Source organism: Microcoleus vaginatus PCC 9802 (assembly GCA_022701275.1).
Taxonomy (GTDB): domain Bacteria; phylum Cyanobacteriota; class Cyanobacteriia; order Cyanobacteriales; family Microcoleaceae; genus Microcoleus; species Microcoleus vaginatus_A.
The window spans coordinates 2,512,839-2,533,644 of record CP031740.1 but is presented as its reverse complement, the minus strand read 5'-3'; the positions used below and the strand labels follow the sequence as shown (position 1 = coordinate 2,533,644).

The 20,806-nt window shown below is 47.1% G+C and carries 13 protein-coding genes, 1 tRNA gene and 1 pseudogene; 9 read left to right on the top strand and 6 right to left on the bottom strand.

The window, feature by feature from the left end; translation table 11 throughout:
* Window positions 1-31: 31 nt before the first annotated feature.
* From D0A34_10385 to D0A34_10365, 5 genes are all read left to right on the top strand, one after another.
* A complete protein-coding gene (locus D0A34_10385; protein ID UNU19219.1) occupies window positions 32-1,234 on the top strand; it encodes a tetratricopeptide repeat protein in 1,203 nt (400 codons plus the stop codon).
* 79 nt (window positions 1,235-1,313) lie between these two features.
* Window positions 1,314-2,837 (top strand): carboxypeptidase M32, encoded by a 1,524-nt coding sequence (locus D0A34_10380; GenBank protein ID UNU19218.1) that lies wholly within the window; start codon window positions 1,314-1,316, stop codon window positions 2,835-2,837.
* A gap of 129 nt (window positions 2,838-2,966) precedes the next feature.
* On the top strand, window positions 2,967-5,387 hold the full coding sequence (locus tag D0A34_10375) for a sucrose synthase (GenBank protein UNU19217.1): 2,421 nt from the start codon (window positions 2,967-2,969) through the stop codon (window positions 5,385-5,387).
* A 628-nt stretch (window positions 5,388-6,015) separates the two neighbouring features.
* Window positions 6,016-6,723: a peptidoglycan-binding protein gene (locus D0A34_10370; protein ID UNU22239.1), complete on the top strand. Its 708-nt coding sequence runs from the start codon at window positions 6,016-6,018 to the stop codon at window positions 6,721-6,723.
* Between the two features lie 316 nt (window positions 6,724-7,039).
* Window positions 7,040-7,121: transfer RNA gene (locus D0A34_10365), tRNA-Leu, on the top strand.
* A gap of 92 nt (window positions 7,122-7,213) precedes the next feature.
* Here the strand turns inward: D0A34_10365 and D0A34_10360 are convergent.
* Window positions 7,214-7,354 (bottom strand): annotated as a pseudogene (locus tag D0A34_10360) (Uma2 family endonuclease).
* A gap of 391 nt (window positions 7,355-7,745) precedes the next feature.
* On the opposite strand from D0A34_10360, the gene D0A34_10355 reads away from it, so the two are divergent.
* Complete coding sequence (locus D0A34_10355; GenBank protein ID UNU19216.1) at window positions 7,746-10,928, top strand: GTPase; 3,183 nt, start codon at window positions 7,746-7,748, stop codon at window positions 10,926-10,928.
* A gap of 216 nt (window positions 10,929-11,144) precedes the next feature.
* Here the strand turns inward: D0A34_10355 and D0A34_10350 are convergent, their stop codons facing one another.
* From D0A34_10350 to D0A34_10335, 4 genes are all read right to left on the bottom strand, one after another.
* Complete coding sequence (locus D0A34_10350; protein UNU19215.1) at window positions 11,145-13,508, bottom strand: DUF3488 domain-containing protein; 2,364 nt, start codon at window positions 13,506-13,508, stop codon at window positions 11,145-11,147.
* Between the two features lie 203 nt (window positions 13,509-13,711).
* Window positions 13,712-14,782, bottom strand: a complete 1,071-nt coding sequence (locus D0A34_10345) for a hypothetical protein (GenBank protein ID UNU19214.1) — start codon at window positions 14,780-14,782, stop codon at window positions 13,712-13,714.
* Window positions 14,775-15,956: a hypothetical protein gene (locus tag D0A34_10340; GenBank protein UNU19213.1), complete on the bottom strand. Its 1,182-nt coding sequence runs from the start codon at window positions 15,954-15,956 to the stop codon at window positions 14,775-14,777. The genes D0A34_10345 and D0A34_10340 overlap by 8 nt, the downstream gene beginning before the upstream one ends.
* A 638-nt stretch (window positions 15,957-16,594) precedes the next feature.
* The gene (locus D0A34_10335) at window positions 16,595-16,801 is read right to left on the bottom strand and encodes a hypothetical protein (protein ID UNU19212.1); all 207 of its coding nucleotides are present in this window, start codon (window positions 16,799-16,801) and stop codon (window positions 16,595-16,597) included.
* 466 nt (window positions 16,802-17,267) lie between these two features.
* On the opposite strand from D0A34_10335, the gene D0A34_10330 reads away from it, so the two are divergent.
* Entirely contained in the window at window positions 17,268-17,807 is a 540-nt protein-coding gene (locus tag D0A34_10330; protein ID UNU19211.1) for a DNA starvation/stationary phase protection protein, read from the top strand.
* A 180-nt stretch (window positions 17,808-17,987) separates the two neighbouring features.
* Here D0A34_10330 and D0A34_10325 read toward each other — a convergent pair whose 3' ends face one another.
* Window positions 17,988-19,088 carry a glycosyltransferase family 2 protein gene (locus D0A34_10325; GenBank protein ID UNU19210.1) on the bottom strand — a complete coding sequence of 367 codons (1,101 nt, stop codon included), beginning with the start codon at window positions 19,086-19,088 and terminating at the stop codon, window positions 17,988-17,990.
* 179 nt (window positions 19,089-19,267) lie between these two features.
* Between D0A34_10325 and D0A34_10320 the strand changes: the two genes are divergently transcribed.
* Window positions 19,268-19,525, top strand: coding sequence for a hypothetical protein (locus D0A34_10320; GenBank protein UNU19209.1), 258 nt, complete (start codon window positions 19,268-19,270; stop codon window positions 19,523-19,525).
* Window positions 19,526-19,697: 172 nt separating this feature from the next.
* On the top strand, window positions 19,698-20,729 hold the full coding sequence (locus D0A34_10315) for a glycosyltransferase (GenBank protein ID UNU19208.1): 1,032 nt from the start codon (window positions 19,698-19,700) through the stop codon (window positions 20,727-20,729).
* Window positions 20,730-20,806 lie beyond the last annotated feature (77 nt).

Genomic DNA, 20,806 nt, shown 5'->3' with positions numbered 1-20,806 from the left:
AATTAGACAGAAAATAATGAGGTGAAACCCCTTGCAAAAATTAGCCAGCATAGAAAAGCCGATCGACTCAGGGGAAAAATCCATAGCAGTCAACACCCAAAAGGCTCAAACATTGTATGAACGCGGCAACGCCCTAGAATCAATGGGACGATTCCAAGCTGCGATCGAATCTTGGGAAGAAGCGATCGAACTTGAACCAAAATTTTATGAAGCCTGGTACAACCAAGGCGTAGCCCTCAAAAAAATGGGCCAGCTAGAAGAAGCGATCGCAGCCTACAACAAATCCCTACAAATCAAACCAAACAATCCCGAAGCGTGGTATAATCGCGCCAACGTTTTGCGGAAGCTCAACAGACTCTCAGAAGCGATCGCATCCTACGAAAAGGCGATCGCACTCAACCCCAGCTACCCCGAAGCTTGGACGAACCGCGGCAACACCCTCGTCAACTTAGAAAAATTGTCAGAAGCGATCGACTCCTACGACAAAGCCATAGCCATCAAACCAGACTACTGCGAAGCTTGGTATAATAAAGCATTTGCCCTGAGAAAATCCGACCAAAATACAGCGGCGATCACCTCTTACGACAAAGCGATCGAACTCAAACCAGACTTGCATCAAGCCTGGTACAACCGCGGCTTAGCCCTAGCCGATGAAAAACTATACCCGGAAGCCCTCGCCTCCTACGACAAAACCCTGCAACTGCGGCCGAATTCCGCCGAAGCCTGGAACAAACGCGGCACCGCGATCGCACAAATGGGACAATTTGAAGAAGCGATTGCATCCTGGGACCAAGCCCTCGCACTCAACCCAAACGACAGCGAAACCTTTTACAACCGCGGCTTAGCCTTCGCCAACTTACAACGCTTTGAAGAAGCAATTGCCTCTTGGGACAAAACCCTAGAGTTGCAGCCAGACAACACCGAAGCCTGGTACAACCGCGCCATAGCCCTCAAAAAAATTCAACGATTTACCGAAGCCATCGCCTCCTACGATAAAATCATCGCGCTCAAACCCGACGATCCAAACCTGTACTATCAAAAAGCTTGCGTGTACGCCCTGGAAAAACAAGCAGGCGAGCTCACAAACAGCCAGGAAATTGTAGCCACCAGCATCCGGCTGGCGCTCGAAAACTTATCCAAGGCGATCGAACTCAATCCGCAGAAATACCGGAAATTGTGCAAAAATGACTCTAAATTGCGTACAATACGGGAAGAAGTGCGGTTTTTAGCTTGATTTCAGGGTAGCTATGATTGATGGAGACGGATGCCGCACTGCAACCTTTGTAGGCAAAACAGCACCATAAACCCCGATCATGCAAACCCTAGACAAGACTCAAGCAAAATTCGCTCAACTGGCAGCCCACCTCAGAGAAGTTACCGACATCGAATCAGCCTCGTCGTTGCTGCATTGGGATCAATCAACTTATATGCCCGCCAAAGGTGCAACTGCCAGAGGCCGCCAGTTGGCTACTCTCAAACAAATATCCCACGAAAAATTTACCGATCCAAAGATTGGTGAACTCCTAGAAGACTTGCGTTTCTACGAGCAGACGCTCCCCTATGACTCTACCGCAGCCAGCCTGATCCGCATTGCCCGCAGAGACTACGATCGCGCAGCCCGAGTCCCAGCAACCTTCATGTCCGCACTCTGCCGCCACCAAGCCGACTCCTACGAAGCTTGGGCAACAGCCAGAGCAGCCAACAACTTCGCAGCCGTTGAGCCGTATCTAGAAAAAACCCTAGAATTAAGCAGGCAATACGCCGACTTTTTCCCCGGCTACGAACACATCGCCGATCCTTTGATCGATCGTAGCGACTACGGCATGAAAGTATCCCTGCTGCGCCCGCTTTTCGCCCAACTGCGTCAAGAATTAGTGCCGATAGTCGAAGCAATCACCTCCCAACCTCCCGCCGACGACTCCTGCTTGCACCAAGACTTCCCCGAATCCCAACAACTAGAATTCACTCGCAAAGTTGTAGAACGCATGGGGTTCGACTTCCAACGGGGACGGCAAGACACCACCCTGCACCCGTTCATGACCAACTTCTCCATAGACGACGTGCGAATTACCACCCGCGTCTATGAAGACCACTTGGATCAAGCACTGTTCAGCAGCATCCACGAAGCCGGACACGCCCTCTACGAACTCGGAAATTCCCCGGAATTTGAAGGCACGCTTCTGGCAGGTGGCATTTCCTCCGGCGTGCACGAAAGTCAATCGCGACTTTGGGAAAATATGGTCGGGCGCAGCCGCGGTTTTTGGGAATGTTTCTACCCGCAACTCCAAGGCGTATTTTTGCGACAGTTAGGACACGTATCCACTGACGCATTTTACCGGGCAATTAACAAAGTCTCGCGATCGCTCATCCGCACCGACGCCGACGAAGTAACCTACAACCTCCACGTCGCCATCCGCTTTGACTTAGAATTGGCAATGGTAGAGGGAAAACTAGCAGTGCGAGACCTCCCCGAAGCCTGGAACGAACGCTATAAAACCGACCTTGGGGTTGTCCCCGCCACCGACAGCGAAGGCGCGATGCAAGATGTTCACTGGTATGTTGGTACGATCGGCGGAATGTTCCAAGGTTACACCCTCGGCAACTTGATGAGCGCTCAATTCTACGAAACAGCAGTAAAAAACAATCCTGAAATTCCCGTAGAAATAGAAAGGGGCAATTTTACCGTACTCCACGACTGGCTAAAACAAAACATCTACCAGCACGGCCGCAAATACACCGCTGTCGAATTGATCGATCGCGTTACAGGTTCACCTTTAACTATCGATCCCTTTATCCGTTACATTCGCCACAAATACGGGGAGTTTTATGTCATTTGAGGGATAGCAACTTCACTTTGCCGACTTTAAAATTACAAAAAAAGTAGCCGCTTAAAAGAAAGGGCGATACTGTTTGAGTATCGCCTAGTTTCAGAGCGGAAATCAAAAGTCTTAAATAAGGGAGTATGTATGTCTGAACTCTTTCAGGCTGTGATCGCCAGCGACGAAAAAACCGAGTTGCGTCAGTTTGTCAGCGATTTACGCGCTTTGGGAAACAAATATTTACTGCGAAACGACATAGTTAACGCTTTTGCGGCCTACTGCACCAAATACGAAAAGCCCGAACAGTTCCATCAATCTTCTCTTTTAAGCAAACTGATTTACTACGTTCAGGAAATTATTCTTGAAGATGGCAGCCTTTGCGTCCTGCTGCGGCCAAAAATTGCTAGTATGGAAATAGTGCGAGTTGCAGACGACTTGACTGTTGAGCAGATGACAGTGCAAGAATTGCTGGACGTGCGCGATCGCTTCGTCAACCACTTTCATCCCCAAGAAGGCGACATTCTCGAACTAGATTTCGGCCCGTTTTACGACTACTCCCCCACAATTCGCGACCCCAAAAACATCGGCAAAGGAGTACAATTCCTCAACCGATATCTCTCCAGCAAACTGTTTCAAGACGCCAGACAGTGGCAGGAAACTCTATTTAATTTCTTGCGCCTTCACCGCTACAACGGCGTACAATTGCTAATTAACGATCGCATAAAATCCCAAGAACAACTTTCAGAACAAGTCAAAAAAGCCCTCACCTTTGTCAGCGATCTTTCTGAAGAAGAAGGCTACGAGAGATTTCGATTGGTTCTGCAAATGATGGGTTTTGAGGCAGGTTGGGGAAATACCGCAGCCCGCGTCCATGAAACCCTAGGAATTCTTGACGAATTAATTGATTCGCCCGATCCCCAAACCCTAGAAGCATTTATTTCTCGCATTCCGATGATTTTCAAAATCGTTCTAGTTTCTCCTCACGGCTGGTTCGGCCAAGAAGGAGTTTTGGGGCGGCCGGATACGGGAGGGCAGGTAGTTTATGTGCTTGATCAAGCCAAGAGTTTAGAGAAACAATTGCAAGAAGACATTCATCTTGCAGGTCTCGATAGTTTAGGAGTCAAACCTAAAGTAATTATTCTCACCCGGTTAATTCCTAACAGCGACGGTACGCGCTGCAACGAACGTTTGGAAAAAGTTCACGCCACAGAAAATGCTTGGATTTTGCGGGTTCCCTTCCGGCAGTTCAATCCCAAACTGACTCAAAATTGGATTTCTAGATTCGAGATTTGGCCTTATTTGGAAACTTACGCGCTCGATTCAGAAAAAGAACTGCTGGCTGAGTTTCAGGGCAAGCCCGATTTAATTGTCGGCAACTATTCCGACGGCAATTTGGTAGCGTTTTTGCTGTCTCGCAAACTCAAAACTACTCAGTGCAATATTGCCCATGCGCTGGAAAAATCTAAATATTTGTTCAGCAATCTCTACTGGCAAGAATCAGAGGACAAATACCATTTTTCGCTGCAATTTACGGCTGATATAATTGCCATGAATGCCGCTAATTGTATTGTCAGCAGCACCTATCAAGAGATTGTGGGCCAACCCGATAGTGTCGGTCAGTACGAATCTTACCATTGTTTTACCATGCCGGATTTGTACCACGTTGTGAACGGGATTGAACTGTTCAGCCCTAAATTCAACGTAGTGCCACCGGGAGTTAATGAAAGTGTGTACTTTCCATACACGCGGATCGAAGACCGGGTTCAAGGCGATCGCGATCGGCTCAACGAACTGCTGTTTACTCTAGAAGATCCCGAACAAGTCTTTGGAAAACTCGACGACCCGCACAAGCGCCCTTTGTTTTCCATGGCCAGGCTCGATCGCATTAAAAACATGACAGGCTTAGCAGAATTGTTTGGCAAAAGCCCAGAATTGCAAGAAAAATGCAACTTAATTCTAGTAGCTGGCAAGCTGCGGGTCGAAGAAACCGAAGACTACGAAGAAGCAGAAGAAATTAAAAAGCTTTACGCAATTATCGACCAATACAACCTTCACGGTAAAATTCGCTGGTTGGGAGTGAGGCTTTCCAAAAGCCTGTCCGGCGAAATCTACCGGGTAATCGCCGACACCCAAGGTATATTTGTTCAGCCAGCCTTATTTGAAGCTTTCGGATTGACAATTCTCGAAGCAATGATTACTGGTATTCCCACTTTCGGGACGCAGTTTGGCGGTCCGCTGGAAATTATTCAAGATGGGGTAAATGGGTTTTATATCAACCCGACAAACCACGAGGACACTGCCCAAAAAATTCTAGATTTTTTATCGAAGTGCGAACACAATCCCAACTATTGGTATGAAATTTCAACGCGAGGAATTGACCGAGTTTACAGCACGTATACCTGGAAAATTCACACTACCAAGCTGCTGACCCTGGCGCGGACTTACGGTTTTTGGAACTACTCGTCCAAGGAAAACCGCGAAGATATGCTCCGCTACATAGAATCGCTGTTTTATCTGATTTACAAGCCGAAAGCGAAGGCTTTATTGGCAGAACACGCAAATCGATAACTGCCGAATTTTGCTTTTTATATCAATTTCGGTAGTATCGGAATTATTCATCTCTCTCTTCCCTTTCTCTATATCTTCTGCGTCAAGAGGGGTTTAATAATTCCGATACTACCGAAATTGATATTACGGGGGGGGATAGAAGGAAAAAACTTCGCCTTTCATAAATCAACTTTGTACACAATCTGCCTGTAAAGATTTGTGAAGGACGGCAGGTTTTGTACCATAAGACTGAGGCTAAAAGACGTGGTTTATACGAAAATATGGGCTTTGGTAACTAAACATCTCGGAATCAACCGGGTTTATTAGGAATAGTGCGAACCGGCCCCTACTTCTAACAAGTAACTTCCAACTCGTAAATCCTGAGTGCGTCTGTCCCCATTGCCGAACTTCTAGAAGCTGCAGCAGATATAGCAACCGCGCCAGACGCTTAGAACTTTCTTAATGGCCCAAACCAATGCGGTCTATTACCCCTTCTCTCGGACTTCTTGTTACCCGATCGCCAAGTGAAATGGCCTTGTTCCTTCTTCCTTTTGCTATATGTTTCAGAAAGCAGTCCGGGTAATACAATTAGATTTAGAAACATGAAATCAGCGAAACCTTGTCAAACCTCACTAACAGGATGAAATTTATGCGTGTGACTACTGTTACGATTTTCAGCTTGATGGCTCTGCTCGTTCCCGCCTTGACCAAAAAGGCAACTGCTGCTTTCGACTCCGAACCCTTGGTGCAGGAACAGTACCGCAGAGACTTTACGGCTCCCGCCGATCCGGGTGCGTCAGCATCGCCCGAGGGAAATTCCCAAGGAGATATGTTTCACAAGCCTTTTTACGCGGGCGAGCAGCCAGTGAGAAAGGAAAAAACTATCTCGGCGGGAGCTGACGGGCCAGAAGTTGCAGCCATACAGCAACGGTTGCAGGTGCACAATTTCAAGGTAGGGACGATCGACGGTACCTATGGCTCTCGCACCACATCGGCTGTGAGTGCCTTTCAGCAGTCTAAGGGTTTGAAGGCCGATGGGGTTGTGAACAAAGAAACTTGGACAGCTTTAGCAGCAGATCCGGCATCAGCTCCTGAAACTGTGCAGAGCAATCCTCCAATTCTGAGCAATGCTGCTGTTCCGGGCAATCCTCCAACTCTTCTAAATAAAGGCGCTGTCGGTTCCAAGGTGAAGACGCTACAGGTGCGTTTGGAAATACAGGGTTACGATCCGGGCCCGATCGACGGCATTTTTGGCGCTCGCACTACTACGGCTGTCAAGAACTTTCAGAAATTTAAGGGTTTGACGGCTAACGGCATGGTGGACGAAACAACCTGGAAAGCGCTCGGCCAAAAGTAAGTGACAAGTGAAAAATACGGAAAATTGCTGTGGCGATAACTCATGATTGAACCCGGTGTCCAAAAATGACCGGGTTTCTCGATGTTGGGCGATCGAGCAATTGGGTAATCCGCCTGGGAATTTATCCGTGGGTCGCTTTTTTCAATCTAAAATCTAAAATCTAAAATCTAAAATCGATTGGGCGATCGAGCAATTGGGTCATCACCCTGCGGATTTATCAGTGGGTCGCTTCCTTCAATCTAAAATCTAAAATCTAAAATCTAAAATCGATTGACCGATCGCTCTGTTGTGTGCTATAGTATTTAAATGTCAAAATGCGGATATGGCGAAATTGGCAGACGCGCCAGATTTAGGTTCTGGTTCCGAGAGGAGTGAAGGTTCAAGTCCTTTTATCCGCACTTAAAATTTTTATAGTAAAACACACAACCCCAGCCTATTGTCGGGGGGGTGTTTTTTATTTGGGTTGATACTCAATCTGAGTTGAAAACCGTTACTTATTTTTATCGTTCTTGAGTGCTTGCTGAAAAGTTTTGATAGCATCAACATGATTAACCAGATTAATGCAGCACAACAGTAATTCAAAGTTTATCCCTCGCACTTCCTCGCTCTCAGCAATCTTTTCATAGTCCAAATCCTTCGGCTTCACTGTCAGCTAGTGCTTCTTGTGCCTGATTTCGAGAAGAGAGAATGCTTGGCGTTATTACGATCGCCATCACGAAGAAATCGATCGCCTCATTGTTGCTCATCAAACCGATGATTGAAAGCGTGAGGCTGTATTAAGAGTGAAAATTTTGCGATCGCCATCAGATTACGCGCGGGTGGCCAGAAACCGGGTTTTTGCCCAGAAAACGCCATGCAGTCGTAGAAACCGAAAAAAAACCCGGTTTCTTAGATGACGCGCGGGTGGCCAGAAACCGGGTTTTTGCCCAGAAGACGCCATGCAGTCGTAGAAACTCGAAAAAACCCGGTTTCTTGAGTTTTGACTGTCACAATAAAATGAATCCTACCGAGAGACAAAGGGCATGACGCGAGAGGAAGCAGTGCGGCGAATTCACCGGGCAGCCGAGGAAAAATTGACCCAACTGGATTTGTCGGGGTTGGGGTTGGAGGAATTGCCGCCGGAGATTGGCAAGTGTACGCAGCTTGAGATGCTGGTGTTGGCGAAGTTCGATGAAGAGACAATGCAATGGGTTGGGAATAAGTTAACTAAGTTTCCTGATGCTGTTCTTCAATTAACCAACTTAAAAATACTTAACCTCAGCCACAATCAGATTACCTCCATCCCAGAGGATCTCAGGCAACTGTCGAATCTGACACGGCTTGACCTCAGTTACAATCAGATTACCTCCATCCCAGAGGATCTCGGGCAACTGTCGAATCTGATACTGCTTAACCTCAATAACAATCAGATTACCTCCATCCCAGAGGATCTCGGGCAACTGTCGAATCTGATACTGCTTAACCTCAGCCACAATCAGATTACCTCCATCCCAGAGGATCTCGGGCAACTGTCAAATCTGACACACCTTTACCTCAATAACAATCAAATTACCGAAATCCCCGAAGCGATCGGGCAACTGTCGAATCTGATACTGCTTAACCTCAATAACAATCAGATTACCTCCATCCCAGATGCGCTCGGCAAACTGTCGAATCTGACACAGCTTTGGCTCTATAGCAATCAGATTACCTCCATCCCAGATGCGCTCGGCAAACTGCCGAATCTGACAGTGCTTTTGCTCGGTTTAAATCAGATTACCGAAATCCCAGAATCGCTTGGCAAACTGTCGAATCTGACACTGCTTTTGCTCAGTGAAAGTCAGATTACCTCTATCCCAGAGGTGATCGGGCAATTGTCGAATCTGACACTGCTTCACCTCGATAACAATCAGATTACCTCCATCCCAGAGGTGATCGGGCAACTGTCGAATCTGACAGACCTTTCCCTCAGTAACAATCAGATTACCTCCATCCCAGAGGTGATCGGGCAACTGTCGAATCTGACAGACCTTTCCCTCAGTAACAATCAGATTACCTCCATCCCAGAGGCGATTGGCGGCATGGAAAAGCTGGAAAAACTCGACTTGCGGGGAAATCCGATCCCGATTCCTCCCGAAATTCTCCAAGGCGAAGAATTGTCCGAACCAGGCGATTTGCGTACCATCCTCGACTTCTACTTCCAAACCCGCGATCCCAACGATACCGAAGAACTCAACGAAGCCAAACTTTTGATTGTCGGCGAAGGCGAATCGGGAAAAACTACCCTAGCAAACAAACTCCTCAACCCCGACTACGAACTCAAAGAACAAGAACCCAGCACCGAAGGCATCAATGTCATCCGCTGGGAATTCCCACAAGCCAACGGCAAACCTTTCCGCGTCCACATCTGGGACTTCGGCGGACAGGAAATCTACCACGCCACGCACCAATTTTTCCTCACCGAACGTTCCCTCTATATCCTCCTCGTCGATAACCGCCGCGAAAACCCCAACCTCTGCTACTGGTTGAACATCATCGAACTCCTCAGCAACAGCAGTCCCGTCTTCCTCGTCCAGAACGAAAAACAAGACCGCCGCTGCGAAATCAACTTTTCCCAACTGCGCGGTGACTTTGACAACCTAGAAAAACTCCTCACCACCAACCTCGCCGACAATCGCGGACTCGAAACCCTCCAGCGCACCCTACAAAACCGCATCACCACCCTGGATCACATCAGTACGCCCATCCCCAAACACTGGGCAAAAGTCCGCCACGTCCTGGAAAACTACGCCCAACGCAAAACCCACATCGAAGTCTCTGAGTTCTACGACATCTGCGCTAACCAAGGCTTCGACAAGTCCGACAAACAGGCCATGCTGAGTCTGAGCAAGTATTTGCACGACTTGGGTATTATCCTCCACTTCCAAACAAATACTGACAAGAAAAAATCTATCCTCCTCAACTGGGTCATCCTGCGTCCCGAATGGGCAACCAACGCCGTCTACAAAGTCACCGATAACCAACAAGTCATCGCCAATTGTGGATACTTCACCGACGAAAACCTCAGCGAAATCTGGAGCGATAGACAATACGAATGCCTCCACGATGAGCTACTTGAGCTCATGGAAAACTTCAAAATTTGCTACCCAATCCCCGGCCAACGGGGACACTACATCGCCCCGCAACGGCTCCCCCTCGAAGGACAAAAGTACGACTGGGACGACACCGACAACCTGATTGTGCGCTACAAATACGACTTCATGCCCAAAGGCATCATCACCAGGCTGATTGTAGAGATGCACCGCTTGATTTGCCGCCCGAATACCCCTCCCTCTTCAGGTGCGGCTAGTGGGGATATTGTCTGGCGTGACGGCGTTCTCCTCGCCGACAACTACGCCAAAGCCGAAGTCATCGAGAATTATCATCAACGAGAAATCCGCATCCGCGTATCTGGAACCCCGAAAAACTATCTCCTAAATAGCATTCGTCACAAACTCCGGGAAATTCATGATGATTACGATAAGCGCCTCAAATACGAAGAATTAATTCCCTGCAATTGTTCCCAATGCAAAGGTAGCCAAAATCCCTATTCCTATGACTTTGAGGATTTGCGCGACCGTTTGGCAAATGGCAAGTACACAGTGGAATGTGGCAAACCGCCATCATATGAAGAAGTCCAGGTGCGGCGCTTAATCGAGGATTTTCCCGACTATTCCCAAGAGAAAGTTCCTGGAAGCGATCGATCGGATACGGTAGATAATTCTAGAACTCAGCAAACTGTAAACAATTTACACTTGTACATCGACGGTAACAGCATGAATCAAGATTCTTCCCAAACAAACAACTTGCAAGGCGCTAATCTCTCCGGCATTAACGCCAACCAACTTCAAGATAATGCCCAAGCTAGTGGCCATACATTCAATCAAACCAATAACGCCAATACCGCCGAACTTCTGCAACTGATTTCATCGATGCGTGAAACCGCCGCACACTTCCCCGAAGACGAACGCGAAGAAGTGTTGATGGAAATTGGCAACGTGGAAGAACAACTAAAGAAACCCACAGAAAAGCGCAATCTGAAACTCATTGCGAAAAAATTGGGTGTTATTTTAGCGCTCGCGGCGAGTATTGCTTCTCCGATCGCAAACATGACAGATTTTACCAACAATGTCACCGATTTAGCTCAAAAGGCTGGTGTCGAAATCACGATTCCATCGGCACGTTAAATAAAAAAACATAATACTTATATATCCCGGGCGCGGTGTCCTAACTGTGGGTAATATCAATTCCGAGGCCACCGGATTTGATTACGCATGGGAGCGCAGAAACCGAGTTTTGGGCCAGAAGAGGCGTTACACCCCTTTAAGGGCGCAAAAAACCCGGTTTCTTTGGTTTTTCTCCGTAACTCCTACTTGTGTAGAAGCGATTTCGATCACCGATTTTTATCTTAACTTTTTGAGTTTCTTCAAGTGCGATCGTCTCAAATTTTCCACCAACCCCCGCAACTGACTCAAATTACCCGCTTCGCCGCCATACTTCCACCGCACGTAAGCTTGCGAAACTTCATCAATCACCTCAGCTTCATCAGTTGCATGATTCCCGCGCATTGCCTCAGCATACTCCAAAGGCGTTTGAGCGCGAGGTTTCACAAATCCCCTACTCGCCAAATCCTTCAGCATTTCCTGATAAACCCCCTCCACCGGCGGCAACTTCGCCAGCCAGCGGCGGTGGCGCCACTTGCGCCACACTTGCCAAATTAACCAGCCAATAAAGCCAAAGGCGATCGCAGCAATCAAGCCAGTAAATAACCCCACCCAACCCTTAGCAAACTGTCCCAGAAACCAGCCCACAATCAAGCTGATCCAGCCAATTACAAAACCTATAACTGAATCCAGCCCGCTTCTGAGAGGAGTCGGTAGCCAACCCGCGATCCACTGCCAAAACGATTGCAGCGCACTAAAAGTCTGGTTGTCTTCCACCGAAGCCGGAATCAGCGGATAACCGGGAATCGGATTAAAAGCAAACCAGCCATTATTGGGAAAATATACCTCGGTCATCAAAAAAGCGTCGGTATTTTTCACAATATAGTAACCAGTAAACGGGTTGAATTCTCCCGTATCGAAACCGCCCACCAACCGCGCCGGAATCCCGACCGACCTCAGCATAATTGTCAGTACCGTCGAAAAGTGGTCTGGATATCCACCTGTAACTTTTTTGCCGTCCTGGGTGTTTTTGTAGCCAAACAGAAAAGCCTGGACTAAATCTTCACCTTCTTCTAAGTAAGGCAAAGCTTTTTCTATTTTGTAATTCGGATTTTGCTTTAAATATTGAGCCAAATACAAAGCTTTTTCGTAAGGAGAATCGATCGGTCTGTCCGACTGGGATACTCTAGTTCTTGCCGCCAATATGTCTTCTGTTTTTTCTCGCACCTTCTGGGCAATTTCCGGTGGCACATCCAAATAGAAGTTGCGAATATTTTTCGGGTAATTAGTACCAGTTTTCCCCAACAAAGAGCGATCGCGAAAAGGTACATTAGAAATAACTGTATAAGTCACACCCTCTCCCAATTCCGCAGGCGCTCGCAAACCCCCCTCCGCATCAATCGCCGCCTCTGGACTCGGAAAATAAAGTTCCCTCGGCTTGTTTAAAGCCGGAATCAAATTCGGCATTGGAGCAACAATAGTATAACTTTGAATCACCTCTTGAGTCCGAGGCGCATTGGGAAACGGATTCAGATAAAATTGATAAGACCACCGAGGCCGAGTCAGCTTTTGAGCTTGTTCGTTGCGAGAAATTTCCCAACCCTGACCGGTGTATTTGTCAAAGCCTAATACTCGCCAAAAACCCGCAGCCTGCGATCGCACCCGCATCACCACTTGAGGTTTCATTTCCCCCCGCAAATTTTGATTGATGCGCTGGTTGAAACCGTAATAAAAAGTAGAGTCCACCTCTCCTGGCCCTTTGTCTGGGTTTCTCCCCCTTCCTCCGCCAGTCCCTTTTTCATTTCCCCCTCTGACATACCCCGGGTTCAGAATGCTGCGCGAGTCAAACTCCCCCTGATATTGAATAGGAGCACTCACTGGAAAAGTCCGCAACTGATAGCCAGGGAGGCGTGGCAAAAACGCAAAAATAGTCAGCCCCAACCCGACAGTTATCAGCAGCAGCCAACCAAAATACTTTGGCGATAAAGTAGCAGCAAATAACGACCAGTTATTTTTTTTCTCTTTACCTTCTACCGAATGCTTTCTATCTTCTACCTTTGAGAACCCCAAGCGCGATCGATAATCCAACACCAAAGTCGGAAGCGCTAAAGCCAAAAACAGCAACAGCAGCGGTCCAAAAGTCAAGGTTTGGCTGAGAGTCGCTGCTACCCCTAACAAAATTAGCCCGATTACCATCGAATAGCCCAAATCCTTGCGGCGGGGCAAATCGAAACTGTGCAGCACTTGAAGTTGGATTAACAGTTGCGCCAAAACTAACCGCGTATCATTCAATTCTCCCACCAAGCGGCTAAAAAAAGCGAACAGCGCCACCAGCATTCCAATAGCTATGCAGAACTTAGCAGCTACATTGCGATCGCGGCGGCGGTACCAACTCCAAGTTGCTCCCACAATACTAACAGGCACAGCCCACAGGTTCTGGGCTTCTTCAGCAGCAACGTCAGTAGCTACAATTCCCACAATTACCAACAACTGAACTAGGATTCGCAGCAGTAAAGAATCCTCAATCACCGGCGGAGGCATAGCCTCGATCTGCTCCCACAGTTTACCCAAAACAGGTATATTTCGCAGGTTATCAGTTGTCATGTGCACCCATCCAAGTCAACTAGCAGTAGATTGTAGATTTTAGATTTTAGATTTTAGATTGACTCCACCGATGAATCTGGGGGCTTGAACTAAGATCTAAAATTTTTGGCTTTCCACGACAGTAGTCGAGGAATTGCATTTGTTTTTGTGTGAGGTCAAACCAGCGAGTAAAAACCTAAATTATTTACTCTAATTAGACCTTTCTAGTTGCTATCTTGTCCTGTCCCAATTGGACGAATAGCAAACATCAAAGGTCTGGTCTCGAAGTTTTGGAATCGAACTTCTAGGGCATAAGTTTTGTCAGGTTGTGCGTCAAACAACTCCACACTTAAATGCCCGGAATTCGGACGATGTGCAGTTGCTTCGGCATCTCCTCCCTTGAGTTCCAAACTTCCTGCCCCTGGAAATTGGCACTCAACTCTTAAACACGGCATTGGCTGTTCTCTGTTGTGGTTCGACAGGTATTGAGCCTCCAGAGTCAGCGAACCCAAACCAGTCAGCCACTCCCGCGAAACCGGCGGCTGATTCACAGGACAATCCAAAGTTAGAGACTCAATGATTTCCTTGGCGGCCAACAGCGACAGCACCATTTGTTGATCGGTACTCGCTGCTTCGTAAGTCGGGAAATCTTCTAAATCTAGAAGTCCCCGCAAAGAACCTCGGAGCACTAAACCAGCTAACTCGTTGAGTTCCTGAGAATGGCCCGGAAACAAGCCATCTACAGCGCGAACTAATTTCGAGCCTTCCCGCAGCGACGACATTACCAGTTCCTGACAAGGTTCTAGCAGTTGAGCAAAAACTCCTTGGGCGATCGGAATTGGCAGGCGGCCCCACCTGATATTTTGTAGTTGGGGAGTCCAGAGGTGTAGGGGGGGAACCCATTGCGGGGCTACATCGTCTGGGTAATCGTGGTCGTAGCTTTTGAATTCTGTTTCCCAGGGGAACAGCGGCGGGTTGGATTCAATTTCGGCTCTAAGCCTTTGTTTTAACAAGGTCTGAAAACGGTCTTGCACGGTCGGTATTTCTCCAATTGTCTGCGGTTGTGCGGGTGCATTGCTGTGCGCCCCCACTTGATAGTCCAGCGGGTCTGGTTCGTCCCATTCCCAGTATTCCACCCCGGAATTCTCTTCTGTTTCGCCCCACTCTTGTGAGCGAGGGGACTGATTGAGGTTGTCCTCATCTTCGCTAGAGGCATTCGCGATCGGCGCCTGCAATATCCAGTCTAAAAAATGGCGATCGAAAGCCTCTGCATCCCTGTTCGTTTCGTTATTCATCACTAGATGCCCCTTCTCCGGAATCTGAACGATTTCGCAATTCCCAGGCAAGTTCCAGCAATTTAAACCACCGTTTCTGTACCTGGGCTACCGTGCTGCCGAGGCTTTGCGCGATCGCTGACTCTGACAGACCTTGTTGTTTCAACTTTAGCAAACGCTGTCCCTCTGGACCAATTTGCTCGCCAAACGCCTGCCACTGAGAAGGCAGCAAACCCAAATTGCGGTCTAAGTCTGCTTCCAGCCACTGGTGAACCAGTTCCCAGCGGTGCGACATGGCGAACCTGAGCAAATGGTACTTGAAGCGCTGCTGCAAATAGTCTCTTTGGCGGGGAGTTATGCCCAAAAGCGACTCTATTTCATTAGTCGGCAAGTCTTGCAAGCGCAGCACGAAGTAATCGGCGCAGTCTTGTTGGTTGCGCTCTTTCAAGTAAGCGACTAATTCATCAATCACGTTTTGCCGCAGAGATTCTGACTCGTCGCCTAGCGGACGAATTGCCGCCGAACCCTGTCCTGCCATCGCTTCCCGCACCGAGTGCACCGAGGTGTCGTTCCAAGTTTGGTCGGAATCTGAAGCCCCGCCGTCGGCGGCTTGTTCCATATCTACCGAGGTTTCTTTAGGCTGCTGCTGGGAAAAGGTTTGGGCCCGTAAAATAATTAGTTGCTGGCTGCGGTTCCGAGGTAAAGGAATGCGCCGCTTGCCGAAGCGCTCTACAAAGGCCATGTACTCTGCTAGTTCTAAGCGAGTGCGGGGACTGTAGGTAGGTGGCAGTTGGGTTTCGCGCCGGAATGCCTTTAAAGCTTCGAGATAAAATCCTTGCAAAAAATCTTTGATCAGTTCTACTCGCGCCTGATAGCTAGACTGCACCTGCGGAGGAGTGATGTAGCGATAGACGATCGCGCTGAGGGTACTGTGCAATTCTACTCGCCCGGGCCCGGAGCCTAAATTGTAATAATGCAGGCATTGTTGCAAGCGGTGCTGAGCGAGGCTCTGGGCTGAACCTTCTATATCTCCGGAGGCTTGAATCCGCTGGCTTTCAGTGCATATCCTGTTGACTTCTGCTGCGAGTCGCCCTGCTACATCTTGGCAGTTCTGCTCAGACGCGCGAGTGGACTTTTTAAGTTCGTCTAACAGCAGTTCAAATATGGTTTCCACGCTCTGGCAGATTTCCCGCATGATGGTTTACAGCTAACAATGAAAGTAGCACAGTTAGTAAAAGTATGGATCAATCTTTCCTACCGCTACTTTAGCCCGTATTTCCCTGAGAGGACAAACTGCAAGGCGCTCTATCTCCTCCTCAGTGCAAACACAGAGGACTGCTTTTTTTTATCTGTCTTGGACGCGCCATCCCCCCAAAACTAGGTTTCAATAGTTGGCACTACAAGGATGGTTCATCAAAGTGTCGGGTTTAACAAAGCCTTCCTGCGGGGCGAAAACGCGACACTGCCGTTGATAGGTTCGGCTTAGTGCTGTGGGGGTCACAGCAGCGCAAGTGTTCCTGAAGGTGAAGCGAGCACACAGCTTCTCCCGGTGGTCTACTAGATGGGACAAAGGGTTGCGTGGCTGTATTTGGTAGAGTCGATCGAGGTGACAGTGGCGAACGGTTTCTCAAATCGGTGATGGATAGCTTGGGATGGATGATTCAGGTGGTTTTACGATCGCAAGATCGAAGGCTTTGTTTTTCTGAAAAAAAGAGCCTTGGTTGAACAAACTTTTGCTTGGCTCAATTTAGTATCGAGGGTTGAGAAAGGATGATCAGCGATTATCGGCTGCCTCACAGGTCATGATATACATCTCCTTGATTCGGTTTATCGCTATTTAACAAACCCAAGATTATCTGTGTTCATGTAAGCCAATTTGAACACTATCAAGGGTTCCATCCTAGAAATATTTATACTTTCGGAGCTGAAACCATTAAAGTAATCTTCAGCCACTTTTGCCATAAAGTCTCGACGGCGATCGCCCGTCTGTTTCTTGGCAGCATCCTTGAACGTCGATTTAACGGTTGCACTCGATATCATTTATAGCGTCCCAATCACAGAGGTCAGAACTGTTCATGTCAGAAAATCTCTTTCCTAGCCTTCTAGGATAACAGGGTTATATTTAATTACAAGTCCCTTATGCCGGCCTTTAAAGCAGCCCGCACAATTAAGTGTGTGGATTTTGGTTAACCGGCGGTGGGGTGTTGCTTAACTTCCGCAGAAATTCCTGGATTTGTAAGGGCTATCAGCCTCCACCCTTTTTCTCTAGCAAGATTGAGCAGGAAATTACCGGCGGCCCAATCGCTGTGTTCACCAAGCAAAGGTGATCCGGAACACTAAGTTTCGTTGCATCTATCTAAGGGTATCAATATTGCGATTACTTTAACCTGAAATGTCGATATTTTACTAAAGTTCGATCGTCTTCGATCGTCCTCTGGGTTGATGTAAGTCGCTGGCGAAATTTGTTCTAATAAATATAAAGTTAGAGTTGAAGGAACAATTTTCAATGCGTAAGTTAAACATAGGTCTATCTGACGAGCAACGTGCAGGCGTTATCGAACTGTTGAATCACGACCTGTCAGATGCTTATCTGCTGTTAATCAAAACCAAAAAGTATCACTGGGATGTAGTGGGCCCACAGTTTCGATCGCTCCACCAGTTGTGGGAAGAACACTATCAGGCGTTAACACTAAATATCGATGCTATGGCCGAACGGGTGAGAACTTTAGGTGGGTATCCAATTGGTACTGCTGAGGGTTTTCTGAAGTATGGCTCGATTAAAGAACATATCGGCGATTTGCCTTTGGCTACGGAAATGGTATCGCGTTTAGTGGATGACCACGAATTAGTTATTCGCAATCTCCGCCAACACGTCCAACAGTGCGGTGAAGAGTTTAACGATGACGGCACCGCAGACTTTTTGACTGGTTTGATGGAACAGCACGAGCAAATGGCTTGGATGTTGCGCTCGTTTATTGAAGGCGAATCCCTGGCGCCAGACGGCCAGCAGCCGAAAGCTCAAACTCCTACAGCTTCTCACGCTTAGAGACATTAAGTAGAAGGAAGAAGGAAGAAGGAAGAAGGAAGAAGGAAGAAGGGAAAATTTAGATTTTTTTTATTTAACCCTCTTTCCTAATTCTTGATCTAGCAAGCTGACATAATTAAACACCCTCTAGCTTCCTCAAAAACCCGGTTATTCAAAAAACCGGGTTTTTCAATGTTCGGTTTATTTAGATTTTAGATTTCCTAAACTGTTAAATCGCATTCTTTCATATACTTGCGAGGGTAACATTCTGTGAGCCTTCGTCCGCGTCTCAATCCTAGCAAGTGTCGTTCCTTCACTCGATTCAGATGCTGGTTTTAACTCTAACTCTGATGCAGGTGGCGGTGTAACTATTATTTTTAATATACTTTCTATAAAGAGCAGATACAAATTGTGTCGCAAAAGTGCCATTGATAAATCTTCTTTGAAAGCTCTATAAAGCCAAGATAATGTACTCCGGTGATTGCCGCTGCGGTTGCTTTTAACAGCTAAGTAAATGTAAAAATTGCTGCTAGACCAGCGATAAATGCTGCTGGGAATTTCGGGATGTTGCTGCCGGACATCGGCCATAATTAAAGAGTGAGATTTTGCCATTGCTGCATAGTTGCTAGACATACTGCTGGCAATCTGCCGATAGCCAACTAAGTATTCTGGCACGACTTTAAATTGATAATGTTCGGCTATGCGGAGGTGAAGTTCCCAGTCTTCGCAGCCTTGAGCGTTTTCTAGTTTAAGTTTGCAGTTGTAACCGCCGACTTTTGCAAAACAAACGCGGCGGATTAGAGATGAACTGGCATTGCCTATAAAATATTTATAAATTAATGCTGTGTAAACTTCTCCTTCGATGGTGGAGTTATAAAATCCACCTGTGAGCAAGTCTTTTTCATTTATATCAACTGACCAGGAATAGACAACTCCGACAGATGGTGCTGAGGAAGTCAGGCATTTCACTTGTTTTTCTAGGTTGTGGGGATACCAAATATCGTCGGCATCGATGGGAGCAATATATTCGCCTTTTGATTTTTCAATTGCTAAGTTGCGGGCGACGGCGACGCCGGCATTTGGCTGGTGGAATAAGCTGACTCTGCTATCTTTTTGAACAAAAGATGTGATTATTTCGGCTGTTGTATCTGTAGAGCCGTCATCAACTACTAAAACTTGTATGTTTTGATAAGTTTGAGATAAGACAGACTCTAAGGTTTTAGCAATAAAATTTTCAGCGTTGAAAGCTGGTATGATGACTGAAACTAATGGCTGATTTAAAGTGTTTTGTGAGGTATTCATGTAATGTAAAAAATGGTTTAGATAAAACTTTTGGTTCACAGGGAGCTGGCTAAGGGTATGTTAGCAAATTACCAAAGCTCGATCGTACAGCGTCGGAAATTTTAAGACGTATCTTTAAAAATATATATTGCCAAAAATTATAAAATGTGCATTAAGTCTGCCGTCGCGATCGAGACTTGGTGCAGGAGTCACTCGCGGATGAGGTCTTTAAAAGAAATTGTACCGCGCAAGTGCTGACAGTTCCGGGGTGTCCGTATAAACATTGTTTGATTTTATACGATCTACCTACTTATAAAATCAAAGTCTTGTGCATTGCAACACAGCCACACCAAAATGCTGCTGGGGCTTTTTCCCAAGTTTACACAAACAATGATATATTTAAAGATTTTGTAAAGCTGTTGTCTACCTCTCGTCAGTCTCAGCAAGATCTGGCCTAAAATAGAGGTAAGAATGGGGGAAATCAAATCGAGAATACCAGCAAAAAATCTAGTTGAAGACAAACAGAAATCGAGTTATAAATAAAAAAGTAGAGCTGATTTTACCCTTCGTAAAGTAGCACCAATAAAATTCCAGCAAATTTTAGCCCCTAGAATTTAAACAATTTAGGTAATGATTTCTACCGCCGACCCCACTGTATCCGTTATTATCCCAGTCCACAACGGGGGCGCTTACTTCCGCACCTGTTTGTCAAAACTGGCTCAAGCTGTGCCCAGGCCGATCGAGATTATTGTAGTAGCAGATGGCGAAAGCGACGGTTCTTGGCGTCTGGCCAAGGAATTCGGCGCCAAAGTCATCAGGATTCCCGAATGCGGGGGGCCAGCGCGGGCAAGGAATTTGGGTGCCCAAGCTGCAAAGGGAGATATTCTGTTTTTTGTGGATGCTGATGTCGCTGTTTGTCCAGAAGCTGTGGGCTATGCGATATCGGTGTTCAAAAATAATCCCTACTTAGCTGCTTTCATTGGCTCTTACGACGATGATCCTGGAGATCCTGATTTTCTATCGCAGTACAGGAACTTGCTGCACCACTACGTGCACCAAACAGGTAACGAAGAAGCTTCGACTTTTTGGGGCGCTTGCGGAGTGATTCGCCGGGAAATTTTTTTGCAGATGGGCGGCTTTAATGAGAGTTACCGCCAAGCTTCGATCGAAGATATTGAGTTCGGCTACCGTTTGAAACAAGCAGGTTATAACATTCGGCTGTGCAAAACATTGCAGGTGAAACATTTAAAGCAGTGGAAACCGATGGGTATGGTAAAAGCTGACTTTTTCTACCGAGCACTGCCTTGGACAGAACTGATTTGGCGCGATCGGAAATTGAATAACGACCTCAACTTGCAAGTTTCAAACCGCATCAGCGTGATTTTAACTTATGCCGTCTTGCTGGCAATTTTGGGAACCTGCTGGTCGCTGAGCTTTCTCCTACTGGCTGGTTTGCTAGCCATACCACTGGTAGCAATTAATGCACCACTTTACAGATTTTTTCACCGTAAACACGGTATCCTATTTGCCCTGAAAACTATTCCGTGGCACTGGCTTTTCTACTTTTACAGCGGACTGGCATTCGCGATCGGCACTGGTCGCTACTTATACCAAAAAAAGCCTGTGACTGGCAAAGTTAGCTTGCCAGTATCGGCTCAATAAATCAAGGCAAATTGTGCTTAAACATCAGGTCGATCGAGAGTTTCTCAGGGTATTCACGGGTGCATCTATCCCTTTGA

Coding starts and splice junctions, on each gene's coding strand:
- D0A34_10380 (UNU19218.1), top strand. CDS start 1,314: ATGCAAACCCTAGACAAGACTCAAGCAAAATTCGCTCAACTGGCAGCC.
- D0A34_10355 (UNU19216.1), top strand. CDS start 7,746: ATGACGCGAGAGGAAGCAGTGCGGCGAATTCACCGGGCAGCCGAGGAA.
- D0A34_10340 (UNU19213.1), bottom strand. CDS start 15,956: ATGCGGGAAATCTGCCAGAGCGTGGAAACCATATTTGAACTGCTGTTA.
- D0A34_10335 (UNU19212.1), bottom strand. CDS start 16,801: ATGATATCGAGTGCAACCGTTAAATCGACGTTCAAGGATGCTGCCAAG.
- D0A34_10330 (UNU19211.1), top strand. CDS start 17,268: ATGCGTAAGTTAAACATAGGTCTATCTGACGAGCAACGTGCAGGCGTT.
- D0A34_10375 (UNU19217.1), top strand. CDS start 2,967: ATGTCTGAACTCTTTCAGGCTGTGATCGCCAGCGACGAAAAAACCGAG.
- D0A34_10325 (UNU19210.1), bottom strand. CDS start 19,088: ATGAATACCTCACAAAACACTTTAAATCAGCCATTAGTTTCAGTCATC.
- D0A34_10350 (UNU19215.1), bottom strand. CDS start 13,508: ATGACAACTGATAACCTGCGAAATATACCTGTTTTGGGTAAACTGTGG.
- D0A34_10315 (UNU19208.1), top strand. CDS start 19,698: ATGATTTCTACCGCCGACCCCACTGTATCCGTTATTATCCCAGTCCAC.
- D0A34_10370 (UNU22239.1), top strand. CDS start 6,016: ATGCGTGTGACTACTGTTACGATTTTCAGCTTGATGGCTCTGCTCGTT.
- D0A34_10345 (UNU19214.1), bottom strand. CDS start 14,782: ATGAATAACGAAACGAACAGGGATGCAGAGGCTTTCGATCGCCATTTT.